Annotated in this window: 11 protein-coding genes and 1 pseudogene; 10 read left to right on the plus strand and 2 right to left on the minus strand. The window is 37.3% G+C overall.

Annotated features, from left to right (window positions below; genetic code table 11):
* Positions 1–33: 33 nt before the first annotated feature.
* Positions 34–1,284, minus strand: a complete 1,251-nt coding sequence (locus H5084_RS16590; RefSeq protein ID WP_182691639.1) for an ABC transporter substrate-binding protein — start codon at positions 1,282–1,284, stop codon at positions 34–36.
* A 1,280-nt stretch (positions 1,285–2,564) separates the two neighbouring features.
* Here H5084_RS16590 and H5084_RS16595 point away from each other — a divergent pair.
* From H5084_RS16595 to H5084_RS16620, 6 genes and pseudogenes are all read left to right on the plus strand, one after another.
* A pseudogene (locus H5084_RS16595) lies at positions 2,565–4,528 on the plus strand (LTA synthase family protein).
* 284 nt (positions 4,529–4,812) lie between these two features.
* A complete protein-coding gene (locus tag H5084_RS16600; RefSeq protein ID WP_028867691.1) occupies positions 4,813–5,286 on the plus strand; it encodes a hypothetical protein in 474 nt (157 codons plus the stop codon).
* 349 nt (positions 5,287–5,635) lie between these two features.
* Complete coding sequence (locus H5084_RS16605; protein ID WP_028867692.1) at positions 5,636–6,016, plus strand: VOC family protein; 381 nt, start codon at positions 5,636–5,638, stop codon at positions 6,014–6,016.
* An 89-nt stretch (positions 6,017–6,105) separates the two neighbouring features.
* Positions 6,106–6,525, plus strand: a complete 420-nt coding sequence (locus H5084_RS16610) for a BLUF domain-containing protein (RefSeq protein WP_051368973.1) — start codon at positions 6,106–6,108, stop codon at positions 6,523–6,525.
* A 130-nt stretch (positions 6,526–6,655) separates the two neighbouring features.
* Positions 6,656–6,952, plus strand: coding sequence for a hypothetical protein (locus tag H5084_RS16615; protein ID WP_028867693.1), 297 nt, complete (start codon positions 6,656–6,658; stop codon positions 6,950–6,952).
* A 325-nt stretch (positions 6,953–7,277) separates the two neighbouring features.
* Complete coding sequence (locus H5084_RS16620; RefSeq protein ID WP_182691641.1) at positions 7,278–7,616, plus strand: tRNA-binding protein; 339 nt, start codon at positions 7,278–7,280, stop codon at positions 7,614–7,616.
* Positions 7,617–7,618: 2 nt separating this feature from the next.
* On the opposite strand, the gene H5084_RS16625 is transcribed toward H5084_RS16620, so the two are convergent.
* Complete coding sequence (locus H5084_RS16625) at positions 7,619–8,860, minus strand: multidrug effflux MFS transporter (protein ID WP_182691643.1); 1,242 nt, start codon at positions 8,858–8,860, stop codon at positions 7,619–7,621.
* Positions 8,861–8,964: 104 nt separating this feature from the next.
* Here H5084_RS16625 and H5084_RS16630 point away from each other — a divergent pair, with 104 nt between their 5' ends.
* From H5084_RS16630 to H5084_RS16645, 4 genes are all read left to right on the plus strand, one after another.
* Complete coding sequence (locus H5084_RS16630; RefSeq protein ID WP_182691645.1) at positions 8,965–9,471, plus strand: MarR family transcriptional regulator; 507 nt, start codon at positions 8,965–8,967, stop codon at positions 9,469–9,471.
* A 241-nt stretch (positions 9,472–9,712) separates the two neighbouring features.
* Positions 9,713–11,617: an ATP-dependent DNA helicase RecQ gene (locus H5084_RS16635; protein WP_182691646.1), complete on the plus strand. Its 1,905-nt coding sequence runs from the start codon at positions 9,713–9,715 to the stop codon at positions 11,615–11,617.
* A gap of 115 nt (positions 11,618–11,732) precedes the next feature.
* Complete coding sequence (locus tag H5084_RS16640; RefSeq protein ID WP_182691648.1) at positions 11,733–12,542, plus strand: Cof-type HAD-IIB family hydrolase; 810 nt, start codon at positions 11,733–11,735, stop codon at positions 12,540–12,542.
* 409 nt (positions 12,543–12,951) lie between these two features.
* Positions 12,952–14,907, plus strand: coding sequence for an EAL domain-containing protein (locus tag H5084_RS16645; protein WP_310735768.1), 1,956 nt, complete (start codon positions 12,952–12,954; stop codon positions 14,905–14,907).
* The last annotated feature ends 119 nt before the right edge of the window (positions 14,908–15,026 follow it).

Below are 15,026 nucleotides of genomic sequence, written 5' to 3' on the forward strand. Positions count from 1 at the left end.
AGCTGATAACCGGATGAATTAAAGGATTAGACTTTATTGAGCGGCTGCGACTGCTTTTACTAGTTTTGCAGCTGCGGCTTCTGCCGTTATTGAATCTGAGTTGTAAAACTCAGTAATGGTGTCGAAGATAGCACCTTGAGTAGAAGAGAAGGTAGACATACCGTGCGCCATACTAGGTAGTAAGGTGTTTGCTTTAGCCGTTCTTACAAAGTCTTTTGCTGATATTTTTGCACAGTCATCAAACTTATCCATAGGTAGGTTCAAACGAGCAGGAATTGAGCCTTTGTTGAGGTTGAATATCTCCTGGAAAGCTGGACTTAGTATAGTACTCGCTAAATCGTTTTGGCCTTTTTGTAGTTCTTTGTCATCCACTTCAAACATCACAAAACTGTCGATATTAAAGGTGTAATCGTTGGTTGTACCTGGTGCAGCTACGCATAGGTAATCTTTACCCGGCATTTTACCAGCAGCAGTGAATTCACCTTTTGCCCAATCTCCCATGAATTGCATACCTGCTTCGCCATTAATAATCATGGCTGTCGCTAGATTCCAATCACGTCCCGGTGAACCTGCATCTGTGTAGCCTTTGATTTTATGGAAAACCTTCAAGGCCTTAATCATGGTAGGGCTGTTCAATGATTTAGGATCTAAATCAATGAATGCTTTGTTATAAAATTCTGCACCAGCGGTACCTAATACCACTGTTTCAAACGTTGTTGCGTCTTGCCAAGGCTGTCCGCCATGGGCAACAGCCGTCATGCCCGCTGCTTTAATTTTGTCTGCAGCAATAAAGAACTCATCCCACGTTGTCGGCACAGTTGCACCCGCTTTTTCAAATACTTCAGGGTTCGTCCACATCCAGTTTACACGGTGAACATTAACCGGAACAGCTACATATTCACCTTTGTATTTCATTGTGTTCGAAACAACAGTAGGTAACAGTTCATCCCAACCTTCTGCTTTAGCAAGGTCGTCAAGATTAGCTAATACGCCTTCTTCCCCCCATTCCTGAATGCTTGGGCCTTTGATTTGCGCAGCTACAGGAGGATTACCAGAAACGACACGAGACTTCAACACCGTCATAGCACTTTCACCGCCACCGCCAGCAACCGCAAAATCTTTCCATACATGGCCTTTGGCTTCTAACATTGTTTTTAGCTCTGCAATCGATTTAGCTTCACCGCCAGAAGTCCACCAATGCAATACTTCTACTTCTGCAGCTTGTGCTGCCACTGAAAGACCCAGTGCTAATGAAACACCCAGAACCATTTTTGAAATTTTCATATGACTTCCCTTATCAAAAAAAACTGATAGCGGTAATGCTGATCAGACTGAAAATTTAGCGAATAGCCATTATTTTTTGATGCTAAATAATGTCATTTATGTTGTGAAATAAGTGCTTTAACAACTATTTAAAATAGTCCGCTAAGCAAAAGACTATAACTGAAAACTTAAATATGTGGTGATTAAACAAACAAGAGTTGTGATATTGATGTTAATAATATTTGACAAGTGTTTGCTTTAAAATATAGAAACTTACAATGAAAGGTGGGGGCAAATTTTTCTATTTTCACTGAATAATGGCGGTGAAGTAGTTGGCTTCTCCGGGTCGGAAAAAGGCTTCCCAGAATGGCTAGTAACGGATGTGTTGGTAAATTTTTTTATAAAAAGTGCTCAGTCACGATGGCAGAATATATCCGTTTTGTAGAAGAAGGGATAGAGCCATTTTCGATGATTTACAGCATCAAATATATTTAAGGGATAATGCTTTATGTAGGAAAATATCAATTATTAACAAAAGATGAATGACTAAAAGCGGAGTTAATTGCTAAAATTTAACGTTATAAATTGACTAAAAAAGTATATTCTACCTTAATACCTGTTAATGAATAGCCGTGTTAGTGAATAACTATGTTGAGTCAACGCTTAACAGGGTTTTTATTATCATAAAATTTATGACTTAAAGATATCTGTTACAGATAACGGTTAACGTAAACCTTACCCAAATTAACAACCATTTTTATATCTAAAAAGGCTGTCAGTGTTTCACTATTACCAATGTTAATAAATGAATGGTAGTAAATGCGTGTTATTAACCTGTATTCAGTGAACTTTCAGTTTTTCTAAAGCAAACCTTAAGTTTCAAAAGATAGGATATCTGCATTATTTAATTATGCAGATATGTTAATGAAAAAAATCAATCCAATGACTCTAAAGCTCGCGTCAATGAATGTACTTCAAGCGCTCTCATCTCTTGTCTATTTTATTATTTATCTCAATTTTTTAATATTGATTCTGGTTGCGCTGTTGCTGGCCGTTATTGCTTGGTTTTGTGCTTCCATACATTTGTCGCTAAAGCCATTTTTTACGTCTTTTACACAATCCTTAAGCTCTTTTTTTAAATCTTATTTTTCTTCTGCTAAGCTTTCAACCTTTTGTTTTAAAAGGAAGTAAACTTTTTATCTGAATTGATTTAAATCATTAAGCCGGTTAGTTAAGGTTAACTACCGTTTTGAAAAAAAACGGTGTTTTTCAATTCGACTGATAATAATTAAGAGAAATAAATGCAACGTTTAAAAGCAAAATTAGGTCCGATTTATCCCATTTTGATTACCAGCTTAGTCATACTGTTGATCTTTACCGTGTCACGTTTAGGTTTGTCTATTTGGCAGTTCGATAGAGTGAGCGAGGCAGATGGATGGCTACGTATTTTTAGTCGTGGCCTTAGAATTGATATTGCTTCAATCAGTTACCTGCTTGTTTTACCTGCATTATTGATGAGTTTGCTATCGGGTAAACATGTATTGGGTCAAGTGTGTATTTGGTTATTAAGAGGGTGGATAATTTTTGGTTTGTGGTTGATTGTTTATATGGAAGTGGTCACGCCAGCTTTTATTATTGAATATGACTTACGCCCCAACAGGTTGTTTATTGAGTATTTAATTTATCCCAAAGAAGTACTCTCGATGCTGTGGGGTGGTTATAAAATTGAGTTATTAATCGCATCACTTGCCTCAGTGTTGGCACTAACAATAGGCTGGAAGTTGAGTGCTTCAGTTACAAAAGGGCTTACTTATCCTAATTGGCAATGGCGACCTGTTATTGCCATTGTTGTGGTAGCGATGTGTGTGATGGGTGGCCGTTCAACATTAGGACATCGCCCATTAAACCCTTCAATGGTTGCCTTTTCGAGCGACCCATTAATCAATGATTTAACCTTGAATTCTGCTTATTCATTAATATTTGCTATTAAACAAATGACGAGTGAGCAAAGTGCCGAAGATTTTTATCCTAAAATGGATCCTGCCACTATTATTTCGGAAGTAAGAGCTTCAATGAATATTGATTCCTCTGCTTTTGTTGAAGATGTTAAACCTACGCTGGCGAACCATGTTGCTTCCTATCAAGGTAAACCCAAAAATATCGTTATTTTATTATTAGAAAGCCATGGCGCACGTTATGTAAAAAGTCTTGGTGGTAAGGATTTATCACCTAATTTAGATAAATTGTACCAACAAGGGTGGGGATTTGAACGTCTCTACGCAACTGGAACTCGCTCAGTACGTGGCATTGAAGCGGTGACGACGGGGTTCTCCCCACACCAGCTCGCTCTGTCGTTAAGCTAGGGAAAAGCCAAACTAACTTTTTTAGCATTGCTGATTTATTAAAAGAACAGCAATATCACACGCAGTTTATTTATGGCGGTGAAAGCCATTTTGATAATATGAAAAGCTTTTTTCTAGGAAATGGGTTCGTTGATATGCAAGATTTTCCTACTTTTAAGTCTCCAGCTTTTGTGGGTTCTTGGGGAGCGTGTGATGAAGATTTATATGAGAAAGCAGATCAACAGTTTTCAGCGTTGACTGAGCAAGGTAAACCCTTTTTCAGCCTTGTTTTTTCATCATCTAATCATACGCCTTATGACTATCCGGATGACAAAATTAGCTTGTATAACGAACCTAAACAGAGTGTCGAAAATGCCGTTAAATATGCGGATTTTTCCTTGGGTCAGTTTGTTGCAAAAGCTAAAAAGTCAGCGTACTGGGATGACACAGTATTTGTGGTGGTGGCTGACCACGACGCTAGTGCGGGTGGCGCTTTAACCGTTCCTATTGGCCATTTTAAAATCCCTGCGGTTATATTTGGTGGTGGTATCGAACATCGTGCGGATAGTCGTTTAGTGAGCCAACTTGATTTGGTTCCTACCTTGTTATCATTAGCGGGAATTAATAGCCAGAACCCAATTATTGGGCATGATTTAACTAAAGTGCTTCCCGTAGAAAAACAACGTGCGATGATGCAGCGCGGTAATGACTTTGCTTGGATGACAGAAGATCATCAAGTGGTGGTTTTTCGCCCAGGTAAAGCGATTGCTTCTTACCGTTATGATCCTATCCTAGAGTCAGTTACTGCGCATCCTGTACAACAAAGTATTATTACTCGTGCACACGCTAATGCGATGTGGGGAAGTTTAGCCTTTAAGAATGATTATTATACGGCCCAACAAAGCTATCTTTTTACTCAGTAATAAACGAGTTTAACCTTCGTTTATTACAACTCCCAAAAAGATAACCTGCATTAAAACGGCGACTATGGCTCGCCGTAATCCTCATTCTGCGATTAGAACTATCATTAAGTTGTGCTAAATATCATTAAATCATTATGAGTTGGTTGAATAAGTGGTTACTTTTGCTACCTTTATTTGCACATGGAATAGAAAATAATGGTGTTGTTGATATAAATGCAATGATCAGCAATCATTATTTTTTAAAAATCATCTCGGCTTAGAGATTTAATAGAAGGATCGCTACCTTGAAAAAATTTATATTATCGCTATTTCTTGTGTTTAATGTGCAGCAAACCACCGCTACAGAGTTACTTAATAAAATGTTCATCTGTCAAAGTTGGCTTGATTTTGTTGAAGGTAACATTGCCTCACCTCCACCTAAGTATGACAAAAAAAGATTAACCCTAATTCGCACAGGCTTAGAAAATTTTAACCGCTATATACAAACTGAAATTATTGACCCTGATGTATTAGCGCGCGTTGGTGGTGACAAAGCTTTAGCAAACCAAGTACAAGTTAAACTTGATGAGAAAAAAGCGTTATTAGTTGACAGTCTCGAAGATCATTATCCTCACAATGATTTTAAGTTCGACCAGGTTATGGCACTTAATGATTGTGGTTTATTATCACCGCCACCTGCTGCAGGTTTTGATGAATTAAGAGTTTCATTAGATACGATGATTGATATGTTGAATATATATCCACGAGGCATGGATTGATGTTGGCTTTTTTAGCTTTTAGGTCGCTGGTGTTGGTTTTATCGCAGTCTGTTTACTGTTTCTTTAAGAACAGATGTTAATGTGATTCAAGAGACTGCATTCAGATTTTGTAGAAAGGTTGAGTTATTTATTTAACCTGCTTACTTTGATAGTTTAGTTTACTAGGCTAATGACATTGTAATTTATTGTAAATCTAACTTTCTTTAATATATGTTCATTAATCAAGCTGTCTTTTTAAACGGTTATTTTTGATGGGTTTACCAGTATTGTTGTCATTTCAACAGACGACACCTAAGTGCAATTGAAATACGACACTTAGCAAAAATTAACTTTATGGGGTTTTCTTTCAATGCTTAAATCAATTCATCACGCCGCTATTATTTGCTCGGATTATACAGCCTCAAAGCATTTTTATACTTCAATTTTAAAGCTAGAGATCATCGCAGAAAATTACCGAGAGCAACGTGATTCTTATAAACTTGACCTTCAATTACCTGATGGAGGGCAAATAGAACTGTTTTCTTTTAATAATGCTCCTGAGCGACTAAGTTACCCTGAAGCATTAGGGCTTAGACATATAGCCTTTAGTGTAGATTGTGTGGAATCGGTTAAAGCATATCTATTAGCCGAGGGGATTGAGGTTGAACCTATCAGAGTTGATGAGTTTACTAATAGAAAATATACTTTTTTTAGTGACCCTGATGGGTTGCCATTAGAGATTTATGAATAAAATAACGGCATTAATTACTGACTATTAAGTGTTTTAGTATCGCCTCTAAATTACGTCGCCTTTAAATTATTATCAATAGGTTAATATGTATGTTTGAATTACTTTATACCAGTGTTGCCCCGCAGTGTTTATCAGAAGATGAACTTATGGATATTTTGCTCAAGGCACGAATTAAAAATCAGCAACTGGGGATCACCGGGATGATGATTTATCATGATCGAGAGATAATGCAAATATTGGAAGGCGATGAAAGCGCTGTTAAAGCCTTGTATCAAACTATATGTGAAGATCAACGACATACTCGTGTAAATATTTTTTATGAAGGACATATTGAAGAAAGAGCATTCCCTGAGTGGTCGATGGCGTTCAAGTCTTTAGATGAAGCTGCGGTTAAAAAAATCACACTCGGTTATGAAGGTTTAAATAAAAAATTGTCGCCGATGAATATGATAAAAAAGAGCAATAACAGAGGAAAAAAAGTATTGATTTCTTTGTGTGATAATTTTTAGTAAGGACTTCTTGATACCGATTTATGTCTCTTTTACTGTAAGTACGTCATTGCTTCTAGTATATTTTTTGCGATCATGACACTGCCCTCGATTCGTTGATTTTATCCCTATTATCTATAAAAGGAAGCCCATGAGCCTTTGTCACGAAGTTGCCATTTTTAAAGTAGAACAACAAAACATTCCCAAAGTGATTGAATTGAGCCTGTTAATTTTTAATGAAATTAATGCCAATGAAACCCTGATCACTTCTTACGATATACTGCAAAAAACCGGTGTGGAAGATGAGATCTGTTGGCAACTCACTTGGGTTGATCAACAAGCGGTTAAATCTACGGCGTTAAAATGGCCCACTTTTCCAAGTACCAAAGCATTAGAGTCATTGGTTGGTGAAAAGATCTATTATGGTCACTTTCTAAGTAAGATTTGATAAGTTCGACTTAATTACATAGCTTTAATCAAGTCACTTTAGTAACTCAATCATCTAAAGCGGAGCACACAAGGTCGATCAAATATACTTAATGACATAAAGTGATTACTTTGCTTCTTAGTAATGAAACATGTCCCAATTCTTCGAAATAGCTGATCATTCTTGTAGGTTAAATCAGAGCACTTCTGCGTAAAATATTTGCAAAGGGAACCACCATTTTACGTAGTATCTGCATTACATTGATGGCATTTCTCCTTGCCAATAATGGATCGTATACTTAATGAAATTGGCTTTAAGAAAAAATTAAATAATAAAGGAATGAAATATGAATGATTTAGGCTGGGATGAGTTTCAACGTGTTGAAATACGAGTAGGTACCATCATTAAGGTAGAAGACTTCCCTAAGGCGAGAAACCCTGCGTTTATTTTACATATCGATTTTGGTGAAGCACTGGGGGTTAAAAAATCCAGTGCACAAATTACAGTGTTATACACAAAAGAAACATTACTGGGTAAAAAAGTAATGGCAGTGACTAACTTTCCTGCAAAACAGATTGGTCCGGTTATGTCTGAGTGTTTAGTGACTGGTTTTCATCGGCCTGATGGTGCGGTTATTTTAGCAGCACCGGATCTGGATATAGCAAACGGCACTCGTTTAGCTTAACGTTATTTCACATCGGATACTTGTATTGTTGATGCATCTGTTATTTGTGCTTGTTTGTTACTACGGATGACGGCAGTCAAAGCAATACAAGAAGAGATCAACATAATCATTACCACGGGTTGCAGATACCCCATACTCACAAAAGCGGCAAAGGCACTAATGATTGCGCCCATTGCACATTGAAAGGCGCCTAATACTGCCGAAGCAGTGCCTGCATCCTTGCCAAAGTGTTTCAAAAAGCATGCATTAGAGTTTGCCATAACGCCGCCATTTGCACTGATCGTTATAATAAAAGCAATCGCTGTAAAGGGTAAACTCTTTGTTACTAATAAACTGGAGATAACTAATAAAACCCCGCCGGTTACTTGCATGGTTAAAAAGCAACGTAATAATGAAGCGGGTTCAAAACGGTTTAATAAATAGTTATTTAAACGGTTAATCACAATTAACCCAGCAATATTGGCTGCAAATAACATCGAAAAAACATCACTGCTTACTTCAAATACACCCATGTAAATCATTGCCGAATTGGTCACAAAAGTCATCATAACGGCAAAGGCAAAACCTTGTGCGATCATATACCCCATGGCATGTTTATGTTTAAACACATCAATAAAACGTATACCTTTTCTACGTTCGGTAGTGATCGCTAGTTCTCTTTTCTGTTTCAATGATTGATGGGGTACAAACTTGATCGCCATCAAGATAGCAAAACAAGAAACAATCGTCATAAAATAGAAAACCCAATGCCAATGATGTAATGATAAAATTAAATTTCCGATGGCCGGTGCAATTGAAGGCGCGATCATCATAATTAATGAGACTAAGGCAAATAGTTTAGCTGCCTCTCTACCCTCTGCGTTATCTCGAATTGTCGCGGGCACACCCACAATAGCAATACCTCCTCCTATTGATTGTAATATTCGCCATAACCACAACACGCTAATATGCGTACTGGTTGTTAGTAGTAAACTCGCCAAGGCAAATATACCTAACCCTAAGATCATGATAGGTAAGCGGCCATGTCGGTCAGATAATGGACCACCAATGAGCTGTCCTATTGCAAGGCCAAAAATGTATAAACTAACGGTCACAGAGAGCATTGAAATGTCAACTTGCATTTCTTCAGCAATAATAGGCAGAGCAGGCAGGTAGCTATCGATAGCAAAGGGAGAAACGGCATAAATAGATGACAATGTCACCACTAATGCCATACTGACTGATCTTTTTTGTGTTTGTATCATTTTGACCTCTATTTTATCTTGCTAGGAAGATAATAAGTGGATCATATCTTTCTAGCAAGATATATTGGCGCAAGTTTGCGAATAGTCTGCATAAAGGAAGTCTGGTGAAAAATAGTGTACGAGAAATTGAGTTAAGAATGAAAGAGAACTGGCCAGAATGCGCTAAGACGATGTCATTTGCCTTATTAAAGGTGGCACGTATTCATAACCTTTTTAACCACGATATCGAACAATGTGTCGAAAAGTTTCAACTACAACAAGCAGATTTTGGGGTGTTATCGGCCTTAAGACGAAGCCCTGCACCACACTGTTTATCGCCAACAGAGCTTTATCACAGTATGTTCTATAGTTCAGGGGGATTAACTAAGGTATTAGTGCGTTTGGTAAACGCTGGTTTAATTGAGCGTTTAGAAAATCCACAAGACAAACGTAGCAAGCTAGTGCAGTTGAATCATAAGGGCAAAAAACTAGTAGAAACGATCATGCCAACATTGCACCTACAAGGGCAATCGTTACTGGCAGGTTTATCTGAAGATGAAACATCGCAATTAGAGGTTTTGTTACAGAAAGTGTTGGATCACAATGAAAATACATCAGAAGCAGTGGAATGATAGGTTGTATGATTTATCATAGAATCAATTAATTGTGCAATACTGTATTTGCTTAGTTAACCGTAATTAATGGCTTCTTTATTTCGCTGTTTATTTGGTTCTTTCTTTAGTGCTGTAAAAAGTTATCTAAATAGCTCTGACTATAAATTTAGATAGTTCAGTATATGGCGTGGAAATAACCTCGCGATAAGTCTTAATCGGTTACCAGCATACGCTCTCATATTATTTAGGCCTCATTATTATGCATGCATCATTACAACAATATTTTGGATTTAGTCAATTTAGACCTGGTCAAGAACCTGTCATACAAGCGTTATTAGATGGCCACAGTGCCGCTGCTATTTTCCCTACTGGTTCAGGTAAATCGTTATGTTATCAATTGCCTGCATTACATCTTCCTCATCTTACGTTAGTGGTTTCTCCTTTATTGGCATTGATACAAGATCAACTGGATTTTTTACACAGTAAAGGGATCGCTGCGGCGAGTATTCAATCAATGCAGAGTCCAGCTGAATCTGCACAGGTCTACAAAAATGTCGCAAGCGGAGAGATTGATATTTTATTTATTTCCGTTGAACGTCTGAACAGTGAGCGTTTTAGGGCATTTTTAAAGAAAGTGCCTATTTCGTTATTGGTGGTCGATGAAGCGCATTGTATTAGTGAGTGGGGACATAACTTTAGACCTGATTATCTGAAACTGGCCAGCTATCGAGAAGAATTTGCGATACAACAAGTATTACTGTTAACTGCTACTGCAACGCACAAAGTAATTGAAGATATGGCCGCAAAGTTTGATATTGCGCTGACTAATATCACGTTAACAGGCTCATACCGTCCTAACCTAGATTTGAATGTAATTGGTGTTAATGAAGAGGACAAATTACCCACATTAATACCTTGGTTAAGTACTCGTCAACAAACCGCGGGCATTATCTATGTGACTTTACAAAAAACAGCAGAACAGGTAGCGCAAGCATTAAGCCAACAGGGGATTGCTGCAACCGCTTATCATGCCGGATTAGGCAACGAACAAAGACAAGGTATTCAGCAACTGTTTATGGCTGGTAAATTACCGCTTATTGTTGCTACGATAGCATTTGGAATGGGCATTGATAAAAGTGATATACGTTTTGTGGTGCATTATGACTTACCCAAGTCTATTGAAAACTATGCTCAAGAAATTGGTCGCGCAGGAAGAGATGGACAACGATCTGAATGTTTAGTGTTAGCGAATAAAAATAACCTCAATGTATTAGAAAACTTTGTTTATGCAGATACTCCCGAAGGCACTGCGATTGATTTTATTATTAATGAAATAGGCCAAACCCAGGGCCAGTGGGAAGTGGTGATGAACAGCCTTTCTACACAATCTAATATTCGTTTATTAGCGTTAAAGACGTTACTCGTTTACTTAGAACTAGAGCATGTAATTGAACCTGCCTATAGCTATTATGCAGAATATAAATATAAATTATTAGTTCCTGAAGCTGACCTAGTTAACCGCTTTAATGGGGAGCGAGCACAGTTTGTACAAACTATTTTAGCGACCTCGGATAAAGCACGTACATGGCACACATTGAACTTTGAAAAAATGCAGCAAACCTATCAATGTGAAAGAAGCAGAGTCTTAACGGCAATCGATTATTTAGATCAACAAGGTTTGATCGAGTTACAAACAAAACAAATGACACAAGTGTATAAAGTCGATAAAACACAAATAAGTGAGTATTTACGAGATGAATTAACAGAACGTTTTTTACAAAAAGAGAACAGTGAAATTCAACGTATCCATCACCTGTTGGCTTTTTTCGCCAGTGACCAATGTTTAAACTTACAACTTGCGACGTATTTTTCTGACAGCAACCTACAAAAGCCCTGCGGGCATTGCTCTGTGTGTGATGGGCATCCTGCAATAATGCCCGTTGTTGAGGCTTTAACGCCATTACAACAATATAATGCTGCTAAGTTGAGTGCTGAAATTGCAGGTAAATTAGGCGAACATAATAGCAAGGTATTACAGGCTCGCTTTTTTTGTGGTCTGACAACACCAATTTTTACACGTATCAAAGCACGTCAGCTCTCTGGATTTGCAGCCTTAGAGCGTTATTGTTTTGCTGATGTTTTAGCTTGGATACAGAATCAATAATTGTTTTTAACAATTATTTTTGACAACAAGACGATAAACGTCAGTATTTTATTTTAACAACAATACTTTTAATTAAACTATTCAAATAAAAATGTATGAATATAGCGGAGTGAATATGTACAAATTAATCGCCTTAGATCTTGATGGCACCTTACTCAATAGCGATAAACAAATTTCTAGTGAAAATAAAGCTGCGATTGACGCTGCTCGAGCAGAAGGAGTACGAGTCGTCCTAGTGTCAGGTCGTCCTACGAGTGGCATGAGAGAGTCTCTGGAAGCGTTAAATATGGTCTCAGATGATGACTATGTATTAAGTTATAACGCTTCTGTAGTGCAAAAAGTAAAAAGCGAAACCATTATTCGTAGCCAGATATTAACAGGCCATAATGCTAAACAACTGGCTAAGCTTGCTAAAAAATTGGATATAAATATTCATGCTTTTTCACATCAAAAAGGGCTAATCACACCTGCTCACAATGATTACACAACTCACGAGTCAGTAATAAATGGCGATACAATTACACTCATTGATTTTGAAGAGTTAGCTGATGACGAAGCGATTTTAAAAGTGATGTTAGTCGATCATGCTCACAAATTATCTGCTGCTATTGCGCAATTACCCGCCGCTTTATATGAGCAGTTTACTATTGTGCAAAGTGCTCCTTTTTTCTTAGAGTTTTTAAATAAAGACAGTAATAAAGGAATTGGTGTTAAAGCTTTAGCTGATCATTTATCAATTCCTGCCGAACAGGTTATTTGCATGGGTGACGCAGGTAATGATTTTCATATGATCCAATATGCGGGGTTAGGTGTGGCAATGGGAAATGCCACCGATGATATTAAAGCAGTGGCAGACCACATTACCGTGACAAATGATCAACATGGTGTTGCTAAAGTGATCAATGAGTTTGTATTAAATATGTAATCCACGGAATTATTAATACAAGGTCAATTTCTAGGTGAGATATTAATACTAACTCCGCTAATTAATCGATCAATCTTACTGGTTTTTGCATCCTGAGTACTAACGGTTGTAAATAATATCACCTACAAAAGAAAAAATAGTTGAACGTATGCATAATAAGCATGCGTTCACACTCTCCTAAGGTTCATCTCATTTCCACTCTATCTTTTTATAGGCAAGCAATTATCGTTGCGACTATTATGGCAATTAGTGTTTAAAAACGTATTCATTCATAAAATAGTAACGAACAATTGGTTTCTGTTACGTATTTGAGAATAAGCGGAAGTAAAAAATACCAATAATGGTGTAAATTGATATATTCTTACTTGAATTCAATAATTAATACTTTAGATAATATCGAGCCTTCTTTGTGACCAGCACTACGACAAAATTTGATAAAGATATGGACCGCGACGCCGCTATATTATTATATGGCAATGCATTCGCTGGGCTGTTTATTACCTTTATTACGTCTACCTTTTTAGTATTTGCATTTACTTATCCTTCTGTAGATCATTTCACGCTAGGCTGGTGGGGCGTGATGTCTTTTGTACTTTGTGTCAGGCTTGCCGATGTAGCATGGTGGAAAGTAAAGTTACAAAGTACAGAGTTTGATGGTAAAAGATCAGTTTTATTTTTTGTCACAGGGGCAAATATAACGGCAGTTTTATGGGCTATTTATTTAGTGCATAGTACAACCATGAATGAAGATATAGAAGTAGCAACAACTATCATTGCGATTGCTTCTATGGCCGGTGGCTCGGTTGCTGTACTTACTGCACATAAATTTACGGTTATTTTTTATCCTTTTATATTGTTATTACCGGGCTCAATTGCGCTACTTTTATCTGATAAATATAATTTCCAACTACTCGGGATTTTAGGGATCTCTTTTACTCTGGTGATCACAATTATTGCTAGAAAATCTGCTGACTTTACGCGACATACACTTTTTTTGAAAAATCAAAATGCCAACCTAATTCTTCGTATGGAAGAAAAAGTGAAGCAGCGGACTCAAAAAATTTATGAATTATCAAACCTTGATCCTTTAACTCACTTATTTAATCGCACTGCTTTCCTAGAACAACTAAAGCAATTGACAACAACCAACAGCTCGCCTTTTGCACTACTTTTTATTGATTTAGATGGTTTTAAAAAAATAAATGATAGCATTGGTCATAAGGCAGGAGACGAAGTATTACGAAAAACGTCTGAGCGGTTAAAAGTATTTATGCTTAATTCCCCGTTATTATGTCGATGGGGTGGAGATGAGTTTTTAGTTATATTTGAAGAGCATGATCCTGAACTTATTGTTAATAAAGCGAAGCAACTGATAGACGTTTTGTCTCAGCCAATTGCGATTGAAAATAGTATTTTATCGGTTGGAGCGACCATTGGTATTACGCTATATCCAAAACAAGCCAATACAGAGGAACGTCTTATTCAATTTGCTGATATGGCCATGTATTATCAAAAAAAGCAGATGCGATCGACAGCGGGGATTTTTTCAGAGCAAATGGAAAAACTTTATTCCTATGAGTTACATTTAAAAAATGGATTGACAAAAGCAATTGAAATGCAGCAACTTCGCTTAGTCTATCAGCCTATTATGTCGGTGCAAGGGCTTAACGTGGTCGCTTTTGAAGCGCTATTAAGGTGGCAAATTGATGGGGAAAATATCCCGCCTGATCATTTTATTGGTATTGCTGAACAATATGGGCTGATTCATGATGTTGGGGCGTGGGTATTACAAACCGCTTGTTTACAAGCAACACAATGGAAGTTCGAGCAATCTCTTGCCGTCTGTGTAAATGTCTCGGTGATCCAGCTCCAAGATGCTGGGTTTATAAGTATTGTTAAGAATGCATTGGATGCCAGTAAATTAGCGCCAGAGCTATTATATATAGAAATTACTGAGTCTGTTTTTGCGTCTGATATTGTCTTTATAGAGAATCAGATTAAGCAGCTTCAAACAATGGGAATTAAAGTCTCGATTGATGATTTTGGCACCGGATATTCTTCACTTTCCATGATGCAAAACTTAGCCGTTAATATGGTTAAAATAGATAAATCATTCGTGGATAACATAGATCGTCATGGTGGGGCAATTATTTCTGCCGTGATACATATTGCTGCCACGTTAGGATTCTCAGTCGTCGCAGAAGGTGTTGAAACCGACGCGCAAGCCGATGCTTTATTGAAACTTGGTGTGCATTATGTGCAAGGCTATAAATACTCTAAACCAATAGAAAATATGCAAGTTAATGATTATTTGAGCAAAAATTTTAATCTACTCTCCGCTGACTCCAATAAAATTGGTGATTAGTCCAAGTGAACTCATTAATTTTATAAAAATAATTGTTAATGGCGCTTGATGTAGCTTATACACGCTATTTGACCTGTTTCACCTATTTCACCTATTTCACCTATTTCACCTATTTCACC

The organism is Psychromonas sp. SR45-3 (assembly GCF_014163575.1).
In the GTDB taxonomy this organism is placed as follows: Bacteria; Pseudomonadota; Gammaproteobacteria; order Enterobacterales; family Psychromonadaceae; genus Psychromonas; species Psychromonas arctica.

Coding starts and splice junctions, on each gene's coding strand:
- H5084_RS16635 (WP_182691646.1), top strand. CDS start 9,713: ATGCATGCATCATTACAACAATATTTTGGATTTAGTCAATTTAGACCT.
- H5084_RS16640 (WP_182691648.1), top strand. CDS start 11,733: ATGTACAAATTAATCGCCTTAGATCTTGATGGCACCTTACTCAATAGC.
- H5084_RS16610 (WP_051368973.1), top strand. CDS start 6,106: ATGTTTGAATTACTTTATACCAGTGTTGCCCCGCAGTGTTTATCAGAA.
- H5084_RS16625 (WP_182691643.1), bottom strand. CDS start 8,860: ATGATACAAACACAAAAAAGATCAGTCAGTATGGCATTAGTGGTGACA.
- H5084_RS16620 (WP_182691641.1), top strand. CDS start 7,278: ATGAATGATTTAGGCTGGGATGAGTTTCAACGTGTTGAAATACGAGTA.
- H5084_RS16615 (WP_028867693.1), top strand. CDS start 6,656: ATGAGCCTTTGTCACGAAGTTGCCATTTTTAAAGTAGAACAACAAAAC.
- H5084_RS16590 (WP_182691639.1), bottom strand. CDS start 1,284: ATGAAAATTTCAAAAATGGTTCTGGGTGTTTCATTAGCACTGGGTCTT.
- H5084_RS16605 (WP_028867692.1), top strand. CDS start 5,636: ATGCTTAAATCAATTCATCACGCCGCTATTATTTGCTCGGATTATACA.